Origin of the sequence: Rhodopseudomonas palustris, assembly GCF_007005445.1 — a bacterium.
GTDB lineage: Bacteria > Pseudomonadota > Alphaproteobacteria > Rhizobiales > Xanthobacteraceae > Rhodopseudomonas > Rhodopseudomonas palustris_G.
This window is the reverse complement of the sequence record NZ_CP041387.1, coordinates 2,751,745-2,766,551: the sequence shown is the minus strand read 5'-3', so window position 1 is coordinate 2,766,551 and position 14,807 is coordinate 2,751,745. Positions and strand designations below refer to the sequence as shown.

At 66.7% G+C, this 14,807-nt stretch carries 14 protein-coding genes; 11 read left to right on the top strand and 3 right to left on the bottom strand.

Annotated elements, in window-relative coordinates; all coding sequences use genetic code 11:
- Positions 1 to 72: 72 nt before the first annotated feature.
- Positions 73 to 1,038: an IclR family transcriptional regulator gene (locus FLL57_RS12680; RefSeq protein ID WP_142883064.1), complete on the top strand. Its 966-nt coding sequence runs from the start codon at positions 73 to 75 to the stop codon at positions 1,036 to 1,038.
- Positions 947 to 2,506, top strand: a complete 1,560-nt coding sequence (locus FLL57_RS12675; protein ID WP_142883063.1) for an acyl-CoA carboxylase subunit beta — start codon at positions 947 to 949, stop codon at positions 2,504 to 2,506. The genes FLL57_RS12680 and FLL57_RS12675 overlap by 92 nt, the downstream gene beginning before the upstream one ends.
- 53 nt (positions 2,507 to 2,559) lie before the next feature.
- On the opposite strand, the gene FLL57_RS12670 is transcribed toward FLL57_RS12675, so the two are convergent.
- Positions 2,560 to 3,846, bottom strand: coding sequence for an MFS transporter (locus FLL57_RS12670; RefSeq protein ID WP_142883062.1), 1,287 nt, complete (start codon positions 3,844 to 3,846; stop codon positions 2,560 to 2,562).
- A 115-nt stretch (positions 3,847 to 3,961) separates the two neighbouring features.
- Positions 3,962 to 4,732 (bottom strand): enoyl-CoA hydratase, encoded by a 771-nt coding sequence (locus FLL57_RS12665; protein ID WP_142883061.1) that lies wholly within the window; start codon positions 4,730 to 4,732, stop codon positions 3,962 to 3,964.
- A gap of 144 nt (positions 4,733 to 4,876) precedes the next feature.
- Between FLL57_RS12665 and FLL57_RS12660 the strand changes: the two genes are divergently transcribed.
- The 9 genes from FLL57_RS12660 to FLL57_RS12620 all read left to right on the top strand — a co-directional run bounded on the left by FLL57_RS12660 (position 4,877) and on the right by FLL57_RS12620 (position 13,574).
- The gene (locus tag FLL57_RS12660) at positions 4,877 to 5,452 is read left to right on the top strand and encodes a PaaI family thioesterase (protein WP_013501679.1); all 576 of its coding nucleotides are present in this window, start codon (positions 4,877 to 4,879) and stop codon (positions 5,450 to 5,452) included.
- Between the two features lie 73 nt (positions 5,453 to 5,525).
- Positions 5,526 to 6,194, top strand: coding sequence for a TetR/AcrR family transcriptional regulator (locus FLL57_RS12655; RefSeq protein WP_142883060.1), 669 nt, complete (start codon positions 5,526 to 5,528; stop codon positions 6,192 to 6,194).
- Between the two features lie 158 nt (positions 6,195 to 6,352).
- A complete protein-coding gene (locus FLL57_RS12650; protein WP_142883059.1) occupies positions 6,353 to 7,849 on the top strand; it encodes a CoA-acylating methylmalonate-semialdehyde dehydrogenase in 1,497 nt (498 codons plus the stop codon).
- A gap of 49 nt (positions 7,850 to 7,898) precedes the next feature.
- Positions 7,899 to 8,126, top strand: a complete 228-nt coding sequence (locus FLL57_RS12645; RefSeq protein ID WP_142883058.1) for a FitA-like ribbon-helix-helix domain-containing protein — start codon at positions 7,899 to 7,901, stop codon at positions 8,124 to 8,126.
- A gap of 1 nt (position 8,127) precedes the next feature.
- Positions 8,128 to 8,547, top strand: a complete 420-nt coding sequence (locus FLL57_RS12640) for a type II toxin-antitoxin system VapC family toxin (protein WP_142883057.1) — start codon at positions 8,128 to 8,130, stop codon at positions 8,545 to 8,547.
- The gene (locus FLL57_RS12635) at positions 8,544 to 9,701 is read left to right on the top strand and encodes an isobutyryl-CoA dehydrogenase (RefSeq protein WP_142883056.1); all 1,158 of its coding nucleotides are present in this window, start codon (positions 8,544 to 8,546) and stop codon (positions 9,699 to 9,701) included. Before FLL57_RS12640 ends, FLL57_RS12635 begins: the two co-directional genes overlap by 4 nt.
- Positions 9,698 to 10,771, top strand: coding sequence for an enoyl-CoA hydratase/isomerase family protein (locus FLL57_RS12630; protein ID WP_142883055.1), 1,074 nt, complete (start codon positions 9,698 to 9,700; stop codon positions 10,769 to 10,771). Before FLL57_RS12635 ends, FLL57_RS12630 begins: the two co-directional genes overlap by 4 nt.
- A 33-nt stretch (positions 10,772 to 10,804) precedes the next feature.
- Positions 10,805 to 11,692: a 3-hydroxyisobutyrate dehydrogenase gene (mmsB, locus tag FLL57_RS12625; protein ID WP_142883054.1), complete on the top strand. Its 888-nt coding sequence runs from the start codon at positions 10,805 to 10,807 to the stop codon at positions 11,690 to 11,692.
- A gap of 160 nt (positions 11,693 to 11,852) precedes the next feature.
- Positions 11,853 to 13,574, top strand: coding sequence for an AMP-binding protein (locus FLL57_RS12620; RefSeq protein ID WP_142883053.1), 1,722 nt, complete (start codon positions 11,853 to 11,855; stop codon positions 13,572 to 13,574).
- 169 nt (positions 13,575 to 13,743) lie between these two features.
- On the opposite strand, the gene FLL57_RS12615 is transcribed toward FLL57_RS12620, so the two are convergent.
- Positions 13,744 to 14,634, bottom strand: coding sequence for a crotonase/enoyl-CoA hydratase family protein (locus FLL57_RS12615; protein ID WP_142883052.1), 891 nt, complete (start codon positions 14,632 to 14,634; stop codon positions 13,744 to 13,746).
- Positions 14,635 to 14,807: the final 173 nt, after the last annotated feature.

The window sequence follows — 14,807 nt, the reverse complement described above, 5'->3', positions numbered from 1 at the left end:
GTAAGATGCTCCGGGTAGGAAGGTGGGCGCTCTCGGAGCATCGAGCATCATAACCACGCAGGACAAAAAGACATGGGACGACGCTCGGAACGACTGTGCAGGCAAGGGGACGGCGCCGGTGAAGGCGATGTGATTCAGGTGGTGTCGCGCGCGTTCGACGTGCTGCGCTGCTTCGAGGGACACGACGTCCGGCTCGGCAATCTCGAAATTTCCAATCGCTGCGGCTTGCCGCGCTCGACGGTGTCGCGCCTCACCCACACGCTGACCCGGATGGGGCAGCTCGTCTATCTGCCGCGCGACCAGAAGTACCGGATCGGTCCAAGCGCGGTCGCGATGAGCACCTCGATGACCCGCGGCCTGCAACTGCGCAATCTGATTCGATCGCGCCTGCAGGAGGTCGCCGACCAGATCCCCGGCACCGTCGGCTTCCTGATTCCGGACCGCTTCCATCTGGTCTATCTCGAATTCGCCCGCTCGGCGCAGGCACTCGGTCTGCATTCGACCACCGGTAGCCGAATCGCGATCAGCCGTTCCGCCGCCGGCCATGCCTACGCCGCTTCGCTCGACGACAACGTCGCGGCCGCGCTGCTGGCGGAGATCCAGCGTGATACGCCGGCCGATGCGGCGCTGCTGAGCGAACGGCTCGAAGCCGATCGCGCGATGCTGCGCGAGCGCGGCTACGTGGTGTGCTGCGGTCTGTTCAGCCCGCATATCAACGGCATTGCGGTGCCGATCTGGTCGCCGCAGTATCAGACCTATGTGATGGTCACGATCGGCGTGCTGGCCGCGATGTACGACGAGCAGCGGTTGCACGACGAGATCGCGCCGGCGCTGCTCAAGCTCGCCGGATCGATCGAGCCGCTGGTGCAGAACGCGGATGGCGGCCTGGTGGCGGTGCGCCCGTCGGGAAACAACAACAAGAAGACGATCAGGCCGGAGGGAATGCATGAGTTGGAAGCCGGAGCTCGACGAGCTGGCCCGGCGCGAGAACTTCGCGCGGCAGATGGGCGGCATCGACAAGGTCAAGCGCCAGCATGACCAGGGCCGGCTCACCGTCCGTGAGCGCATCGATCGGCTGAGCGATGCCGGCAGCTTTCACGAGGTCGGCGCTGTCGCCGGTCTCGGCGAATACGACGCCAGCGGCGAACTCACTCATCTGACCCCGGCCAACTGCGTGTTCGGCCGGGCGAAGATCGACGGCCGCACCGTGGTGGTGGTCGGCGACGACTTCACCGTGCGCGGCGGCTCGGCCGATGCGTCGATCCACGCCAAGCCGCAGATGGCGGAGGAGATGGCGCACGACTATCGGCTGCCGATTATCCGCGTGATCGAAGGATCGGGCGGCGGCGGCTCGGTGAGAACGATCGAGAGCAAGGGCGCCGCCAATCTGCCCGGCGGCGTCGATGGCACCCGCTGGTACTGGTACACGACGGCGAACCTCGCGCAGGTGCCGGTGGTCGGTCTAGGGCTCGGCTCGGTCGCTGGCCTCGGTGCGGCGCGGCTCGCCGCGAGCCACTATTCGATCATGACCCGCAATTCGGCGATGTTCGTCGCCGGACCGCCGGTGGTGGCGCGGCTCGGCCAGGATCTCACCAAGCAGGAGCTCGGCGGCGCCGATATCCAGACCCGCGCTGGCGCGATCGATCACGCGGTCGACACCGAGGAAGAAGCCTTCGCCTGCGCGCGTCGTTTTCTGTCTTACTTGCCGTCGTCGGTGCACGAATTGCCGCCGACGATTGCCTGCGACGACGATCCAGATCGCACCGATGAGAAGTTGCTGAAGGCGGTGCCGCGCAATCGCCGGCAGGTCTACAAGATGCGGCCGATCATCGAATCTGTGGTCGATCAGGGCTCGTTCTTCGAGATCGGCTCGGCGTTCGGCCGCTCGATCATCACCGGCCTTGCCCGGCTCGAGGGACGGGCGGTGGCGCTGCTCGCCGGCGATCCGTATCACTATGGCGGATCGTGGACCTCCGACACCTGCCAGAAGGTGATTCGTTTCGTCGACCTCGCCGAGACCTTCCATCTACCGGTGGTGTATCTGATGGATTGCCCCGGCTTCATGATCGGACTCGAAGCGGAGAAGTCGGCGACGATCCGCCACGGCGTTCGCGCGATGACCGCGGTCAATCAGTCGACCGTGCCGTGGTGCACGATCATCGTCCGCAACGCTTTCGGCGTTGCCGGCGTGGTGCACCAGCCGGCCAACCGGTTCTCGATGCGCTACGCCTGGCCGTCGGCGTATTGGGGCTCGCTGCCGCTCGAAGGCGGCATCGAAGCGGCGTATCGCGCCGACCTCGATGCGGCGGAGGATCGCGACGCCAAGATGCGCGAGATCGAGGAGCGGCTGAACAAGCTGCGCTCGCCGTTCCGTTCGGCCGAGAAGTTCTGGGTCGAGGAGATCATCGATCCGCGCAAGACCCGCTCGCTGCTCTGCGAGTTCGCTCGCCTCGCCGAACCGCTGCGCAAGCCCGGCGTCGCGACCGGCATGCGGATGCGGCCGTAGGCTTTCCAACCTCTCCCCGCAGCGCGGGGAGAGCGAGCAGGCAACGCTCCTGTTCACGCCGCCGCCGGCTTGGCCGCCTTGCTGATCGTCAGCGCGGCCGCGGCGGCGATCACGCACAGGGCGCCGGCGATGAAGAACGCCGGCAGGTAGCTCGCCAGCAGGTCGCGCGACAGGCCGGCGCCGAAGGCGGCGGTGGCGGCGCCGAGCTGGTGGCCGGCGAAGATCCAGCCGAACACCAGATTGGCGCGCTCCGGGCCGAATTTATGCGCCGTCAGCCGCACCGTCGGCGGCACGGTCGCGACCCAATCGAGTCCGTAGAAGATCGCGAACAGCGACAGGCCGTAGAACGAGAAGTCGGTGAACGGCAGCGCCAGCAGGCTGAGGCCGCGCAGGCCGTAGTACCAGAACAGCAGCCAGCGATTGTCGTAGCGGTCCGCCAGCCAGCCCGACAGGATGGTGCCGATGAAATCGAACACGCCCATCGCCGCGAGCAGGCCCGCGGCCTGCACCTGCGGGATGTTGAAGTCGGCGCACAGCGGGATCAGGTGGACCTGCACCAGGCCGTTGGTCGACGCGCCGCAGATGAAGAAGGTGCCGAACAGCACCCAGAACACCCGCGTCTTGGCCGCATCGCGCAAGGCCCCGAGTGCGGCTCCGGCGATCGATCCCGGCGCAGCCTGTGCCGACAGCGGAGCCGGCTCGGTGCTGGTGTCGCCATAGGGCCGCAGCCCGACGTCGCTCGGCCGGTTGCGCATCGCGATCAGCACCGCGATCGCGGCGACGCCGAGCAGCGCGCAGACGTAAGCCATCGCGATCCGCCAACCGTAGCGTTCGGTGAGCGAGGCGAGGATCGGCAGGAACACGAGCTGGCCGGTGGCGACGCTCGCGGTCATCAGGCCGATCACCAGCCCGCGGCGGGAGACGAACCAGCGCGTCGCCACCGTGGCGCCGAGCACCAGCGCGGTGAGACCGGTGCCGACGCCCACCACCACACCCCACAGCAGCATCAACTGCCACAGCGAATTCATCGCCAGCGACGCGATCAGCCCAGTGGCGACCACGACAAGCGCGGTCAGCGTCACCTGGCGCAGGCCGAACCGGTTCATCAGCGCCGCGGCGAACGGCGCCATCAGCCCGAACAGCACGAAGCGGATCGACAGCGCGGACGAGATATCCGCGGTGCTCCAGCCGAATTCCTGCTGCAACGGAACGATGAACACGCCGGGCGCCCCGACCGCGCCGGCATTGACCAGCGCGGTGAGGAAGGTGACGCCGACCATCACCCAGCCGTAGTGAATGTTGCGGCGGGCCAGCGCGGCGGCGAGGGCGTCGGAGATCATGCGGCGATCCTGTCGGCGAACGCGCCGGCTACGGCCGGCTCATTGGAAATGATGCTCATCATATAAACTGTTGCCAGCAACGCAACTCGGGGATTCCCAAGATCGCGTGAACGGCTCAGCGTTTGCGGTTGATGAAATCCGCCATCAGCGACTGCGGCTCGCCGGTCAGATACGCTCCGCCGAACACCTTGACCGAATGCGCAACCGCTTGCGGCAGCGGCATGTCTTCCCACGCCGCCATCAGCGCCTTCTGTGCCCGCATTGCCTGCGGCGCGCCGGCGAGCAGTGCGCCGACCAGATGCTCGACCGCGGCGTCGAGTTCGCCCGGCGGTGCGATCTTGTCGATCAGGCCCCAGGCCAGGGCGGTGTCGGCGTCGATGTTCTCGGCGGCCATCACCAGATAGCGCGCCCGTGCCCAGCCGATCAGCCGCGGCAGCAGGGCGGCGTGGATCACCGACGGAATTCCGACGCGCACCTCGGGCATGCCGAATTTGGCATCGTGCGTCGCGACGCGGAAATCACAGGCGGCGGCGAATTCCAGGCCGCCGCCCAGGCACCAGCCGGGAATCCGCGCGATCACCGGATAGGGCACGGCGCGCACCGCCTCGCACAGCTCCGCAAGCCCGGTGATGAAGCGCTCGGCGGAACTCTGATCCAGAGTCGCCATCTCGTTGATATCGGCGCCACCGATCATGCTGCGTTCGCTCTGCCCGGCGACGATCAGCACGCGCAGGCTGTCATCCGCCGCGAGTTGCCGCAATCCGTCCCGGACATCGGTGATTGCTGCGGTGTTCAGGATGTTGAGCTTGCCGGCATTGCAGATGGTGAGGCGCGCGACGCCGCGGGAATCGCGGTCGACGCCGCAATGGGTGTTGAGCATCTGCATGGTGGATCTCGTCAGCGAGGGGTAGGACAGGCGGCATCATGCCCGGCGATGCTGGGGGGCTGTCAAGCTGCATCCAGCGAGCGCGCTTGCCGCGACCTCTGGTTTATAATATGATTAGCATAATATAAAATCAGGAGTCCGCTGATGACGATGCTCGATGCCGCTGCGTCGCCCGATCTCACAGGCTTGTTTGCTGCCGCGCAGCGCCGCAGCCGCACCGTCGATTGGCAGGAGCCGGGGCCGGTCGCCCGCGCCGCGATGGCGATGTCCGGGCTGGAGGCGATGCAGGCGATCCGCGACGGCCGGTTGCCGCCGCCGCCGCTGGCGCGGCTGATCGGCTTCAAGATGGCCGAAGTGCATCCCGGCCGCATCGTGATGCAGCTCGATCCGGACCAAAGCCTGGAGAACACCGCGGGCCTGCTGCACGGCGCGATCGCCGCCGCGCTGCTCGACACCGCGATGGGCTGCGCAATCTCGACGCGCCAGCCGGCCGGGCAGGGCTCGGTGACGATGGACCTGAAGCTCAGCTATCTGCGGCCGCTGTCGGTGCGCTCCGGCACGATCGTGGCCGAGGGGCGGGTGGTGAAGCTCGGCCGGCAATCGAGCTACACCGAGGGCTTCGTCTATGACGGCGCCGGCAAGCTGGCGGTGCACGCCACTGCAACTTTTGCAATGCTCGGCGGCGCGCCTGCTGCGGCGCCGCATCCGCACGATTCCTGAGGCGATGCGAAACTTGAGGCAAACGCCCGCGTTCGGTGTCATAATATGATCCTGAACATGGCATGGATCGCCGATGCGCTATTCGAAGGAACATAAGCAGGAGACCCACGACCGCATCGTCCGGCGGGCGTCGGTGAAGCTGCGCGAAAAGGGCGCCCACGGCATCGGCGTCGCCGATCTGATGAAAGACGCGGGCCTCACCCACGGCGGGTTCTACGCGCATTTCGCCTCGCGCGAGGCGCTGGTGATCGAGGCGTTCAGCTACGCGATGGACCGCTCGACCGAACGCTGGCGCAAGCTGGCGGAGGAGCTGCCGCCGGAGCGGCGGCTTGCCGCGCTGGTGGACGGCTATCTCAGCGCGACCCACCGCGATGATCCCGGCCGCGGCTGCGCAGTGCCGGCGCTGGGCGCCGAGATCGCGCGTGAGAGCCCGAAGACCCGCAAGGCGTTCGCCGCCAAGCTCGACGACATGATCGCGATGATTGCGGCGCAATATGTCGATGCTCCGCCGAAGGCGGCACGCAAGCAGGCGATGGCGACGCTGGCGACGATGATGGGAACGCTGGTGCTGGCGCGGATCGCCGGCAGCGGCGAATTGTCAGACGAGATCCTTGCCGCCGGCCGCGAAGCGGCGCTCGCCGAGGCCGGCGCCACTGTGCCGAAGAAGCCGACGCGGGTGATCACGGCCAAGCCGAGAAAAACCGCCGCCAAGGCCGCGGCAAGGTCGGCCGCGCAAGACTGAAACCGGCTTGCAGCTCCTTGCGCCGCCGCGACGGTGGCCGCATGCCGCGGCGAGGCCGCTTCGGCATTTCGGCACAGGTGTCGCGCGTCCGGGGCCTTCCCAAACCTGAAAAAATTCTGTTCAAGGGAACGAGAACACAGCCTTTCAGGAGGAAGTCCATGCGCACGGTCGGGCATTTCATCGGCGGCAAAGAGGTCGAGGGCAAGTCGGGGCGTTTCGCCGACGTGTTCGAGCCGATGACCGGCGAGGTGAAGGCCAAAGTCGCCCTCGCCACCAAAGCCGAACTCCGCGCAGCGGTCGAAAACGCCAAGGCGGCGCAGCCGGAATGGGGCGCCACCAACCCGCAGCGCCGCGCCCGCGTGCTGATGAAGTTCCTCGAATTGGTGCAGCGCGATTACGACAAGCTCGCCGAGCTGCTCGCGCGCGAACACGGCAAGACCATTCCCGACGCCAAGGGCGACATCCAGCGCGGCCTCGAAGTCGCCGAATTCGCCTGCGGCATTCCGCATCTGATGAAGGGCGAATACACCGAGGGCGCCGGCCCGGGCATCGACATCTATTCGATGCGCCAGCCGCTCGGCGTCGTCGCCGGCATCACCCCGTTCAACTTCCCGGCGATGATCCCGATGTGGAAGTTCGCTCCGGCGATCGCCTGCGGCAACGCTTTCATCCTGAAGCCGTCCGAGCGCGACCCCGGCGTGCCGATGGCGCTGGCGGCGCTGATGCTCGAGGCCGGTCTGCCGCCGGGCATCCTCAACGTCGTCAACGGCGACAAGGAAGCGGTCGACGCCATCCTCGACGATCCGGACATCAAGGCGGTGGGCTTCGTCGGCTCGTCGCCGATCGCGCAGTACATCTACGAGCGTGCGGCGCAGACCGGCAAGCGGGCGCAGTGCTTCGGCGGTGCCAAGAACCACGCCATCATCATGCCGGATGCCGACATCGACCAGACCGTCGACGCGCTGATCGGCGCCGGCTACGGCTCTGCGGGCGAGCGCTGCATGGCGATCTCGGTCGCGGTGCCGGTCGGCAAGGCCACCGCGGACGCGCTGATGAGCAAGCTGATCCCGCGCGTCGAAGCGCTGAAGATCGGTCCGTCGACCGATCCGACCGCCGACTACGGCCCGCTGGTCACCAAGGAAGCGCTGGAGCGCGTCAAGAACTACGTCGAGATCGGCGTCAAGGAGGGCGCGACGCTCGCGGTCGACGGCCGCGGCTTCAAGATGCAGGGCTACGAGAACGGCTTCTACATGGGCGGCTGTCTGTTCGACAACGTCACCAAGGACATGCGGATCTACAAGGAAGAGATCTTCGGCCCCGTCCTGAGCGTCGTCCGCGCCCATGATTACGCCGAAGCGCTGGCGCTGCCGTCCGACCACGACTACGGCAACGGCGTCGCGATCTTCACCCGCGACGGCGACGCCGCCCGCGACTTCGCCGCGAAGGTCAATGTCGGCATGGTCGGCATCAACGTGCCGATCCCGGTGCCGATCGCCTACTACACGTTCGGCGGCTGGAAGAAGTCAGGCTTCGGCGACCTCAACCAGCACGGCCCGGATTCGATCCGGTTCTACACCAAGACCAAGACCGTCACCTCGCGCTGGCCGTCGGGCGTCAAGGAAGGTGCGGAGTTTTCGATCCCGCTGATGAAGTAAGCTAGGTTTCGGAGAGGATTGTCGTGCCGTCAGCATGATGGAGGGAACGATGGCTGAAGTAGTCATTCCTGATGTCGCCGAGGAGACGATTGCCATCTACCGGGAGCGGGCGCGGCTTCACGGTCGCTCGCTCGAGGAAGAGTTGCGCGACCTCCTCGAGCGCCACCGCCCGTTCTCGCGAGCAGAGCGGGCGGCGCTGTCACGACGCTTCCTGTCCGAGTATCCGGACGTTCAGCCGGCGCTGACCGCCGAGGAACGACGCGAAGGGCTGATGTGAATTGGCCTATCTCGTCGACGCCAGCGTGGCGGTGAAGTGGCTCGTCACCGAGGAGGACAGCGAGCGCGCCCATGTGCTGCTCGATTCCGATGCCGACTTGCTGGCGCCGCGATTTATCTTCGACGAGGTGGCTAACGTTCTCTGGAAGAAATGCAGGCTCGGGTTGCTGCAGCCGGACGACGCGATCAGCCGAATGCATCAGCTTCCCGGATTTTTCGATCATATCGTTGCCGATGCCGATGTGGGCAAAGTCCTCGCGCTTGCGATCAAACTCGACCATCCTGTTTACGATTGCATCTATCTGCAAGCGGCGCTCGATCTGGGCTTCCCGCTGGTCACGGCCGACACCCGATTGACCAGGAAGACTCGACAGATTCCGACGCTGACCATTCATGACCTCGCCAAGATGGACATGCCTTGACAGCCATTGACCAGTTTTCCCTCAACGAAGACCAGCGCGCCATTCGTGACATGGCGCGCGATTTCGCGGCCGAGAAGATCGCGCCGCATGCGCTGAAATGGGATGAAGACAAGCACCTGCCGCTCGACGTGATCCGCGAAGCGGCGGCGCTCGGCATCGGCGGCATCTACATTCGCGACGACGTCGGCGGCAGTGCGATGACCCGGTTCGACGCCGCGTTAATCTTCGAAGCGCTGGCGACCGGCTGTCCGTCGGTCTCGGCCTTCATCTCCATCCACAACATGGCGGCGTGGATGATCGACAGCTACGGCTCCGACGCCCAGCGTCAGTGCTGGCTGCCGAAGCTGTGCACCATGGAGCAGGTCGCCAGCTACTGCCTGACCGAACCCGGCTCCGGCTCGGATGCCGCGGCGCTGCGCACCCGCGCGGTGCGTGACGGCGATCACTACATCCTCAACGGCCAGAAGCAGTTCATCTCCGGCGCCGGCGCCAACGATCTGTACGTCGTGATGGTTCGCACCGGCGGCGATGGCCCCGGCGGCATTTCGACGCTGGTGGTCGAGAAGGACACGCCCGGCCTGTCGTTCGGCGCCAACGAGCGCAAGATGGGCTGGAATGCGCAGCCGACCCGCACCGTGATTTTCGAGAACGCGCGGGTGCCGGTCGCCAACCGGCTCGGCGACGAAGGTATCGGCTTCAAGATCGCGATGGCCGGGCTCGACGGCGGCCGGCTCAACATCGGCGCCTGTTCGCTCGGCGGCGCCCAGGCCGCGCTCGACAAGACGCTCGCTTACATGAAAGAGCGCAAGGCGTTCGGCAAACGGCTCGACGAATTTCAGGCGCTGCAATTCCGGCTTGCCGACATGGCGACCGAATTGGAAGCCGCACGCACGCTGCTGTGGCGCGCCGCCGCCGCGCTCGACCGCAAGGATGCGGACGCCACCAAGCTGTGTGCGATGGCCAAGCGCTTCGCCACCGACGCCGGCTTTGCGGTCGCCAACGAGGCGCTGCAGCTACATGGCGGCTACGGCTATCTCGCCGAATACGGCATCGAGAAACTGGTGCGTGACCTGCGCGTCCACCAGATCCTCGAAGGCACCAACGAAATCATGCGGCTGATCGTGTCGCGCAAGCTGCTCGAGGCCAATCGATGAATGGTGCCGTGACCGAACCCGATCTGATCGTCCGGCGCGAAGGCGCCGCCGGTGTGATCCGGCTCAATCGCCCGAAGGCGATCAACGCGCTGACGCTGGAGATGGCGCGCGAACTCGACAACGCGCTCGACGACTTCGCCGCCGATCCGAACGTCGCGCTGATCCTGGTCGAGGGCGCCGGCGAGCGCGGGCTGTGCGCCGGCGGCGACATCGTCGGGCTCTACAACAGCGCGCGCGAGGGCGGCGATCTCGGCAAGGTGTTCTGGCGCGAGGAATACATCACCAACGCCAAGATCGCGCAGTATCCGAAGCCCTATGTAGCGTTCATGGACGGCTTGGTGATGGGCGGCGGCGTCGGCATCGCCGGCCACGGCAGCCACCGCATCGTCACCGACAAGACCAAGATCGCGATGCCGGAGGTCGGCATCGGCTTCTTCCCCGATGTCGGCGGCACCTGGCTGCTGACGCGCTCGCCGGGCGAGATCGGAACGTATTTCGGGCTGACCGGCGATATCATGAACGGTGCCGACGCGATCCACGCGCAGTTCGCCGACGCCTATGTGCCGACCGCCAACTGGGCGGCGCTGCGCCAGGCACTCACCGAGGCGCCGAGCGGCGCATCGGCCTCGCAGGTCAGCGGCATCATCGGGCGCTTTGCGGAGCAGCCGGCCAAGGGCCCGGCCGAGCTGCATCAGGCCGCCATCGACCGCTGGTTCGGGCACGAGACGATCGAACAGATCGTCGCCGCGCTGGAGGGCGATGCGTCGGAGTTCGCGCAGGCCGCGCTGAAGACGCTGCGGATCAAATCGCCGACCAGCCTGAAGGTGACGCTGAAGCTGCTGCGCGCCGCGCGGCACAGGGCGTCGCTGGAAGAATGTCTGGTGCACGAATATCGCGCCGCGCTGCAGGTGTTCGTCAGCGACGATTTCGTCGAGGGCGTCCGCGCCGCGGTGATCGACAAGGACCGCCAGCCGAAATGGCGGCCTGCGACGATCGCAGAGGTGACGCCGGAGATAGTGGCGCGTTACTTTGAAGATCGCGGCGACGACGAACTGAAATTTCCGGGCTGAAGCACCGGGGACAGGCAAGGGGAGGAAGGGGACATGACGGATATCGCATTCATCGGTCTCGGCAATATGGGCGGGCCGATGGCCGGCAATCTCGCCAAGGCCGGCCACAAGGTCGCCGGCTTCGATCTGGTGGCGGCCTCGTGCGAGGCGGCGAAGGCCGAGGGCGTCAGCATCGCGCCGACCGCGATCGATGCGGTGAAGGGCGCGAGTGTCATCGTCACCATGCTGCCGGCCGGCAAGCACGTGCTGGCGGTGTGGAACGAGATCCTGCCGCACGCCGCCAAGGGCGCGCTGATCATCGATTGCTCGACCATCGACGTCGAGAGCGCCGTGCAGGCGCATGCGCTCGCCGCCAAGCACGACATCGCCTCTGTCGATGCGCCGGTCTCCGGCGGCACCGGTGGTGCCAAGGGCGCGACGCTGACCTTCATGGCCGGAGGCAGCGAAGCCGCGTTCGCCGCGGCCAAGCCGGTGCTCGAAAAGATGGGCAAGAAGATCGTGCATTGCGGCGGCGCCGGCGCGGGCCAGGCGGCGAAGATCTGCAACAACATGATCCTCGGCATCTCGATGATCGGCGTGTCGGAAGCGTTCACGCTGGCCGAGAAGCTCGGGCTGTCGCATCAGGCGCTGTTCGATGTCGCCTCGACCTCGTCGGGGCAGTGCTGGTCGCTCACCAGCTATTGTCCGGTGCCCGGCCCGGTGCCGGCGTCGCCCGCCAACAACAGCTACAGGCCGGGCTTCGCTGCGGCGCTGATGTTGAAGGACCTGAAGCTGTCGCAGGAAGCCGCCAAGGCCGCCGGCGCCTCGACCCCGCTCGGCCAGCACGCCGCCGAGATCTACGCCGCGTTCGAACAGGCCGGCCACGGCGGCACGGATTTTTCCGGAATCATCAACTACCTGCGCGAGCAGGGGCGGAAGTAATCAATACGATGTTTGGCACGACCGCTCCCCGATCCAGCCGTCACGCGTGGGCTCGACCCGCGCATCCATCGTTTTCGCAAGGATGATGGATGGCCGGATCAAGTCCGGCCATGACGGATGAGGAAGTGGTTGCGGTCGCGCCTCGTAAGCGAGGTGCTTCATGACCACGTTCCAGCAAGCCCGTTCGTTCCTGCTCGACCACCGCGCCGACTACGCAGCCGCGGTCGCCGGCTTCCGCTGGCCCGATCCGGTGCCGTTCAACTGGGCGCTCGAATGGTTCGACGCCGAGCTGGCAAGCAATCCGGACAGTCGCAACCGTCCCGCGCTTTGGATCGTCGACGGCACCACCGGCCGGGAGGAGAAGCCGAGCTTCGCGCATCTGTCGAAACGCTCCAATCAGGTCGCGAACTATCTGCGGGCCAAGGGCCTGAAACGCGGCGATCATTTGCTGCTGCTGCTCGGCAATGTCGTGCCGTTGTGGGAGGTGATGCTGGCCGCGATCAAGCTCGGCCTCGTCACCATCCCGGCGACCACGCTGCTGACGCCGGAGGAATTGCGCGACCGGCTCGACCGCGGCCGCGCCAAGGCGGTGGTCGCCGCGCCCGACCAGGTCGCCAAATTCGCCGGCTTCGGCGGCGACGATCTGCTGCGCGTCGTGGTCGGCGACGCCCAGGACGGCTGGCTCAATTACGACGGGACCGCGCTGCAGCCTGACGTCTTCACCCCGGACGGGCCGACCCAGGCCGACGATCCGATGCTGCTGTATTTCACCTCCGGTACCACAGCGAAGCCGAAGCTGGTGCGGCACAGCCAGCGCTCCTATCCGGTCGGCGCGCTGTCGACGATGTTCTGGCTTGGGCTGCAGCCCGGCGACGTGCATCTCAACATCTCCTCACCGGGCTGGGCCAAGCACGCCTGGAGCTGCTTGTTCGCGCCGTGGAACGCCGGCGCGACCGTCTTCGTCGTCAACCAGCCGCGGTTTGACGCCAAGAGCCTGCTGGCGACGATCGGCCGCTGCGGCGTCACCACGCTGTGCGCGCCGCCGACGGTGTGGCGGATGTTCATCCAGGAGAAGCTGGCGGACTATCAGGTCGCCTTGCGCGAAGTCTGCGGCGCCGGCGAGCCGCTCAACCCGGAAGTGATCGATCAGGTCAAGGCGGCCTGGGGCCTCACCATCCGCGACGGTTACGGCCAGACCGAGACCACCGCGATGGTCGGCAATTCGCCCGGCCAGAAGGTGAAGATCGGATCGATGGGCCGGCCGCTGCCGGGCTATGTGGTTAAGATCACCGATGCCGACGGCAATCCGGCCAAGGAAGGCGAGATCACGCTGGCGCTCGGCGACGCCCGGCCCGCCGGCCTGATGCAGGGCTATCAGGGCGAGGGCGGCAAGCTCGCGGGCGCCGACGGCGAGGTGTATCGCTCCGGCGACGTCGCGTTTGCGGATGAGGACGGCTATCTCACCTTCGTCGGCCGCACCGACGACGTGTTCAAGTCTTCGGACTACCGGATCTCGCCGTTCGAACTGGAAAGCGTATTGCTCGAGCACGATCTGGTCGCGGAGGCCGCGGTGGTGCCGAGCCCGGATCCGATCAAGCTCGCGATCCCGAAAGCCTATGTGCTGCTCACCGCCGATGCCGAACGCTCGCGCGACACCGCGCTGTCGATCTTCAAGCACATGCAGGGCCGGCTGGCGCCGTTCAAGCGCATCCGCAAGCTGGAGATCGTCAGCGAGCTGCCGAAGACCATCTCCGGCAAGATCCGCCGCGTCCAGCTCCGCCGCATCGAGCACGACGACGATCAGGCCGATAGTCTGCGCGGGCTCGAATTCTCCGAAGAGGATTTTCCGGAGCTGAAAGCCGCGCCGGCGAAGGAGGGGTGAGGGCGCGTCGCGCCAAACCTCTCCCCGTCATTCCGGGGCGCGCGCAGCGCGAACCCGGAATCTCTCTTCGCAACAAGCTCGGGATTCCGGGTTCGCGAGCTGGCGCTCGCGCCCCGGAATGACGTGTCTGTGGCTCAAGCGCGCGAGCCTCGGTGCCGTCCGCAGGCGCTTACTTGTACTCGCGCTCGTCCCACCACGGGAAGTAGGGCGGCATGTCGGTGGTGATCTTGTTCTTGAACTGCGCCGGGCGCTTTTCCAGGAACGAGGAGACGCCTTCCTTGACGTCGTCGGAGCGTCCGCGCTCGTAGATGCCGCGGCTGTCGATCTTGTGGGCTTCCATCGGATCGTCGGCGCCCATCATCCGCCACATCATCTGCCGGATCAGCGCCACCGACACCGGCGCGGTCTTGGCGGCGATTTCCTTGGCGAGCGTGCGCGCGGTGTCGAGGAGCTGATCGGCCGGCACCACGCGGCTGACCAGCTTGCCGTCGAGCGCTTCCTGCGCCGGGAACACGCGGCCCGTGTAGCACCACTCCAGGGCCTGGGCGATGCCGACGATGCGCGGCAGGAACCAGCTCGACGCCGCTTCCGGCACGATGCCGCGCTGCGAGAACACGAAGCCGAACCGCGCGGCCTCGGACGCGATGCGGATGTCCATGGCGAGCTGCATGGTGACGCCGATGCCGACCGCCGGGCCGTTCACCGCCGCGATCACCGGCTTCAGGCACTTGAAGATCCGCAGCGTCACCTGGCCGCCGCCGTCGCGCACCTGCGGATCGGAGTAGTCCGCCGAGCCGTCGGCATTGCGGCGCACTGGGCCGCGGCGGGCGTCGCGATCGAAAGTGTCGGCGCCGGAGGACAGATCGGCACCGGCGCAGAACGCGCGGCCTTCGCCGGTGACGATGATGGCGCGCACGTTGTCGTCGGCATCGGCCTTGTCGAACGCCTCGATCAGCTCGGCCTGCATCGCCGGATTGAAGGCGTTGAGCTTCTCGGGGCGGTTCAGCGTGATGGTGAGGATCTGATCGGCGACCTCGTATTTGATGGTCTCGAAACTCATGGGTGTTTCCTTCGCCCGTTGTTGTTCTTGTTGATGCCTTTCGGCGCGTCATTCCGGGATGCGCGCTCGCGCGCAGGCCCGGAATCCATAGCCCCTGTCGGTGCGCATGGATTCCGGGCTCGCGAGCTGGCGCTCGCGCCCCGGAATGACAATGGTTAGGAGGTGTGTGCGGC

Excerpts from the sequence above, each read along its gene's own strand:
- FLL57_RS12670 (WP_142883062.1), bottom strand. The coding sequence starts at position 3,846 with ATGATCTCCGACGCCCTCGCCGCCGCGCTGGCCCGCCGCAACATTCAC.
- FLL57_RS12655 (WP_142883060.1), top strand. The coding sequence starts at position 5,526 with ATGCGCTATTCGAAGGAACATAAGCAGGAGACCCACGACCGCATCGTC.
- mmsB (WP_142883054.1), top strand. The coding sequence starts at position 10,805 with ATGACGGATATCGCATTCATCGGTCTCGGCAATATGGGCGGGCCGATG.
- FLL57_RS12660 (WP_013501679.1), top strand. The coding sequence starts at position 4,877 with ATGACGATGCTCGATGCCGCTGCGTCGCCCGATCTCACAGGCTTGTTT.
- FLL57_RS12650 (WP_142883059.1), top strand. The coding sequence starts at position 6,353 with ATGCGCACGGTCGGGCATTTCATCGGCGGCAAAGAGGTCGAGGGCAAG.
- FLL57_RS12645 (WP_142883058.1), top strand. The coding sequence starts at position 7,899 with ATGGCTGAAGTAGTCATTCCTGATGTCGCCGAGGAGACGATTGCCATC.
- FLL57_RS12620 (WP_142883053.1), top strand. The coding sequence starts at position 11,853 with ATGACCACGTTCCAGCAAGCCCGTTCGTTCCTGCTCGACCACCGCGCC.
- FLL57_RS12665 (WP_142883061.1), bottom strand. The coding sequence starts at position 4,732 with ATGCAGATGCTCAACACCCATTGCGGCGTCGACCGCGATTCCCGCGGC.
- FLL57_RS12680 (WP_142883064.1), top strand. The coding sequence starts at position 73 with ATGGGACGACGCTCGGAACGACTGTGCAGGCAAGGGGACGGCGCCGGT.
- FLL57_RS12675 (WP_142883063.1), top strand. The coding sequence starts at position 947 with ATGAGTTGGAAGCCGGAGCTCGACGAGCTGGCCCGGCGCGAGAACTTC.
- FLL57_RS12630 (WP_142883055.1), top strand. The coding sequence starts at position 9,698 with ATGAATGGTGCCGTGACCGAACCCGATCTGATCGTCCGGCGCGAAGGC.
- FLL57_RS12615 (WP_142883052.1), bottom strand. The coding sequence starts at position 14,634 with ATGAGTTTCGAGACCATCAAATACGAGGTCGCCGATCAGATCCTCACC.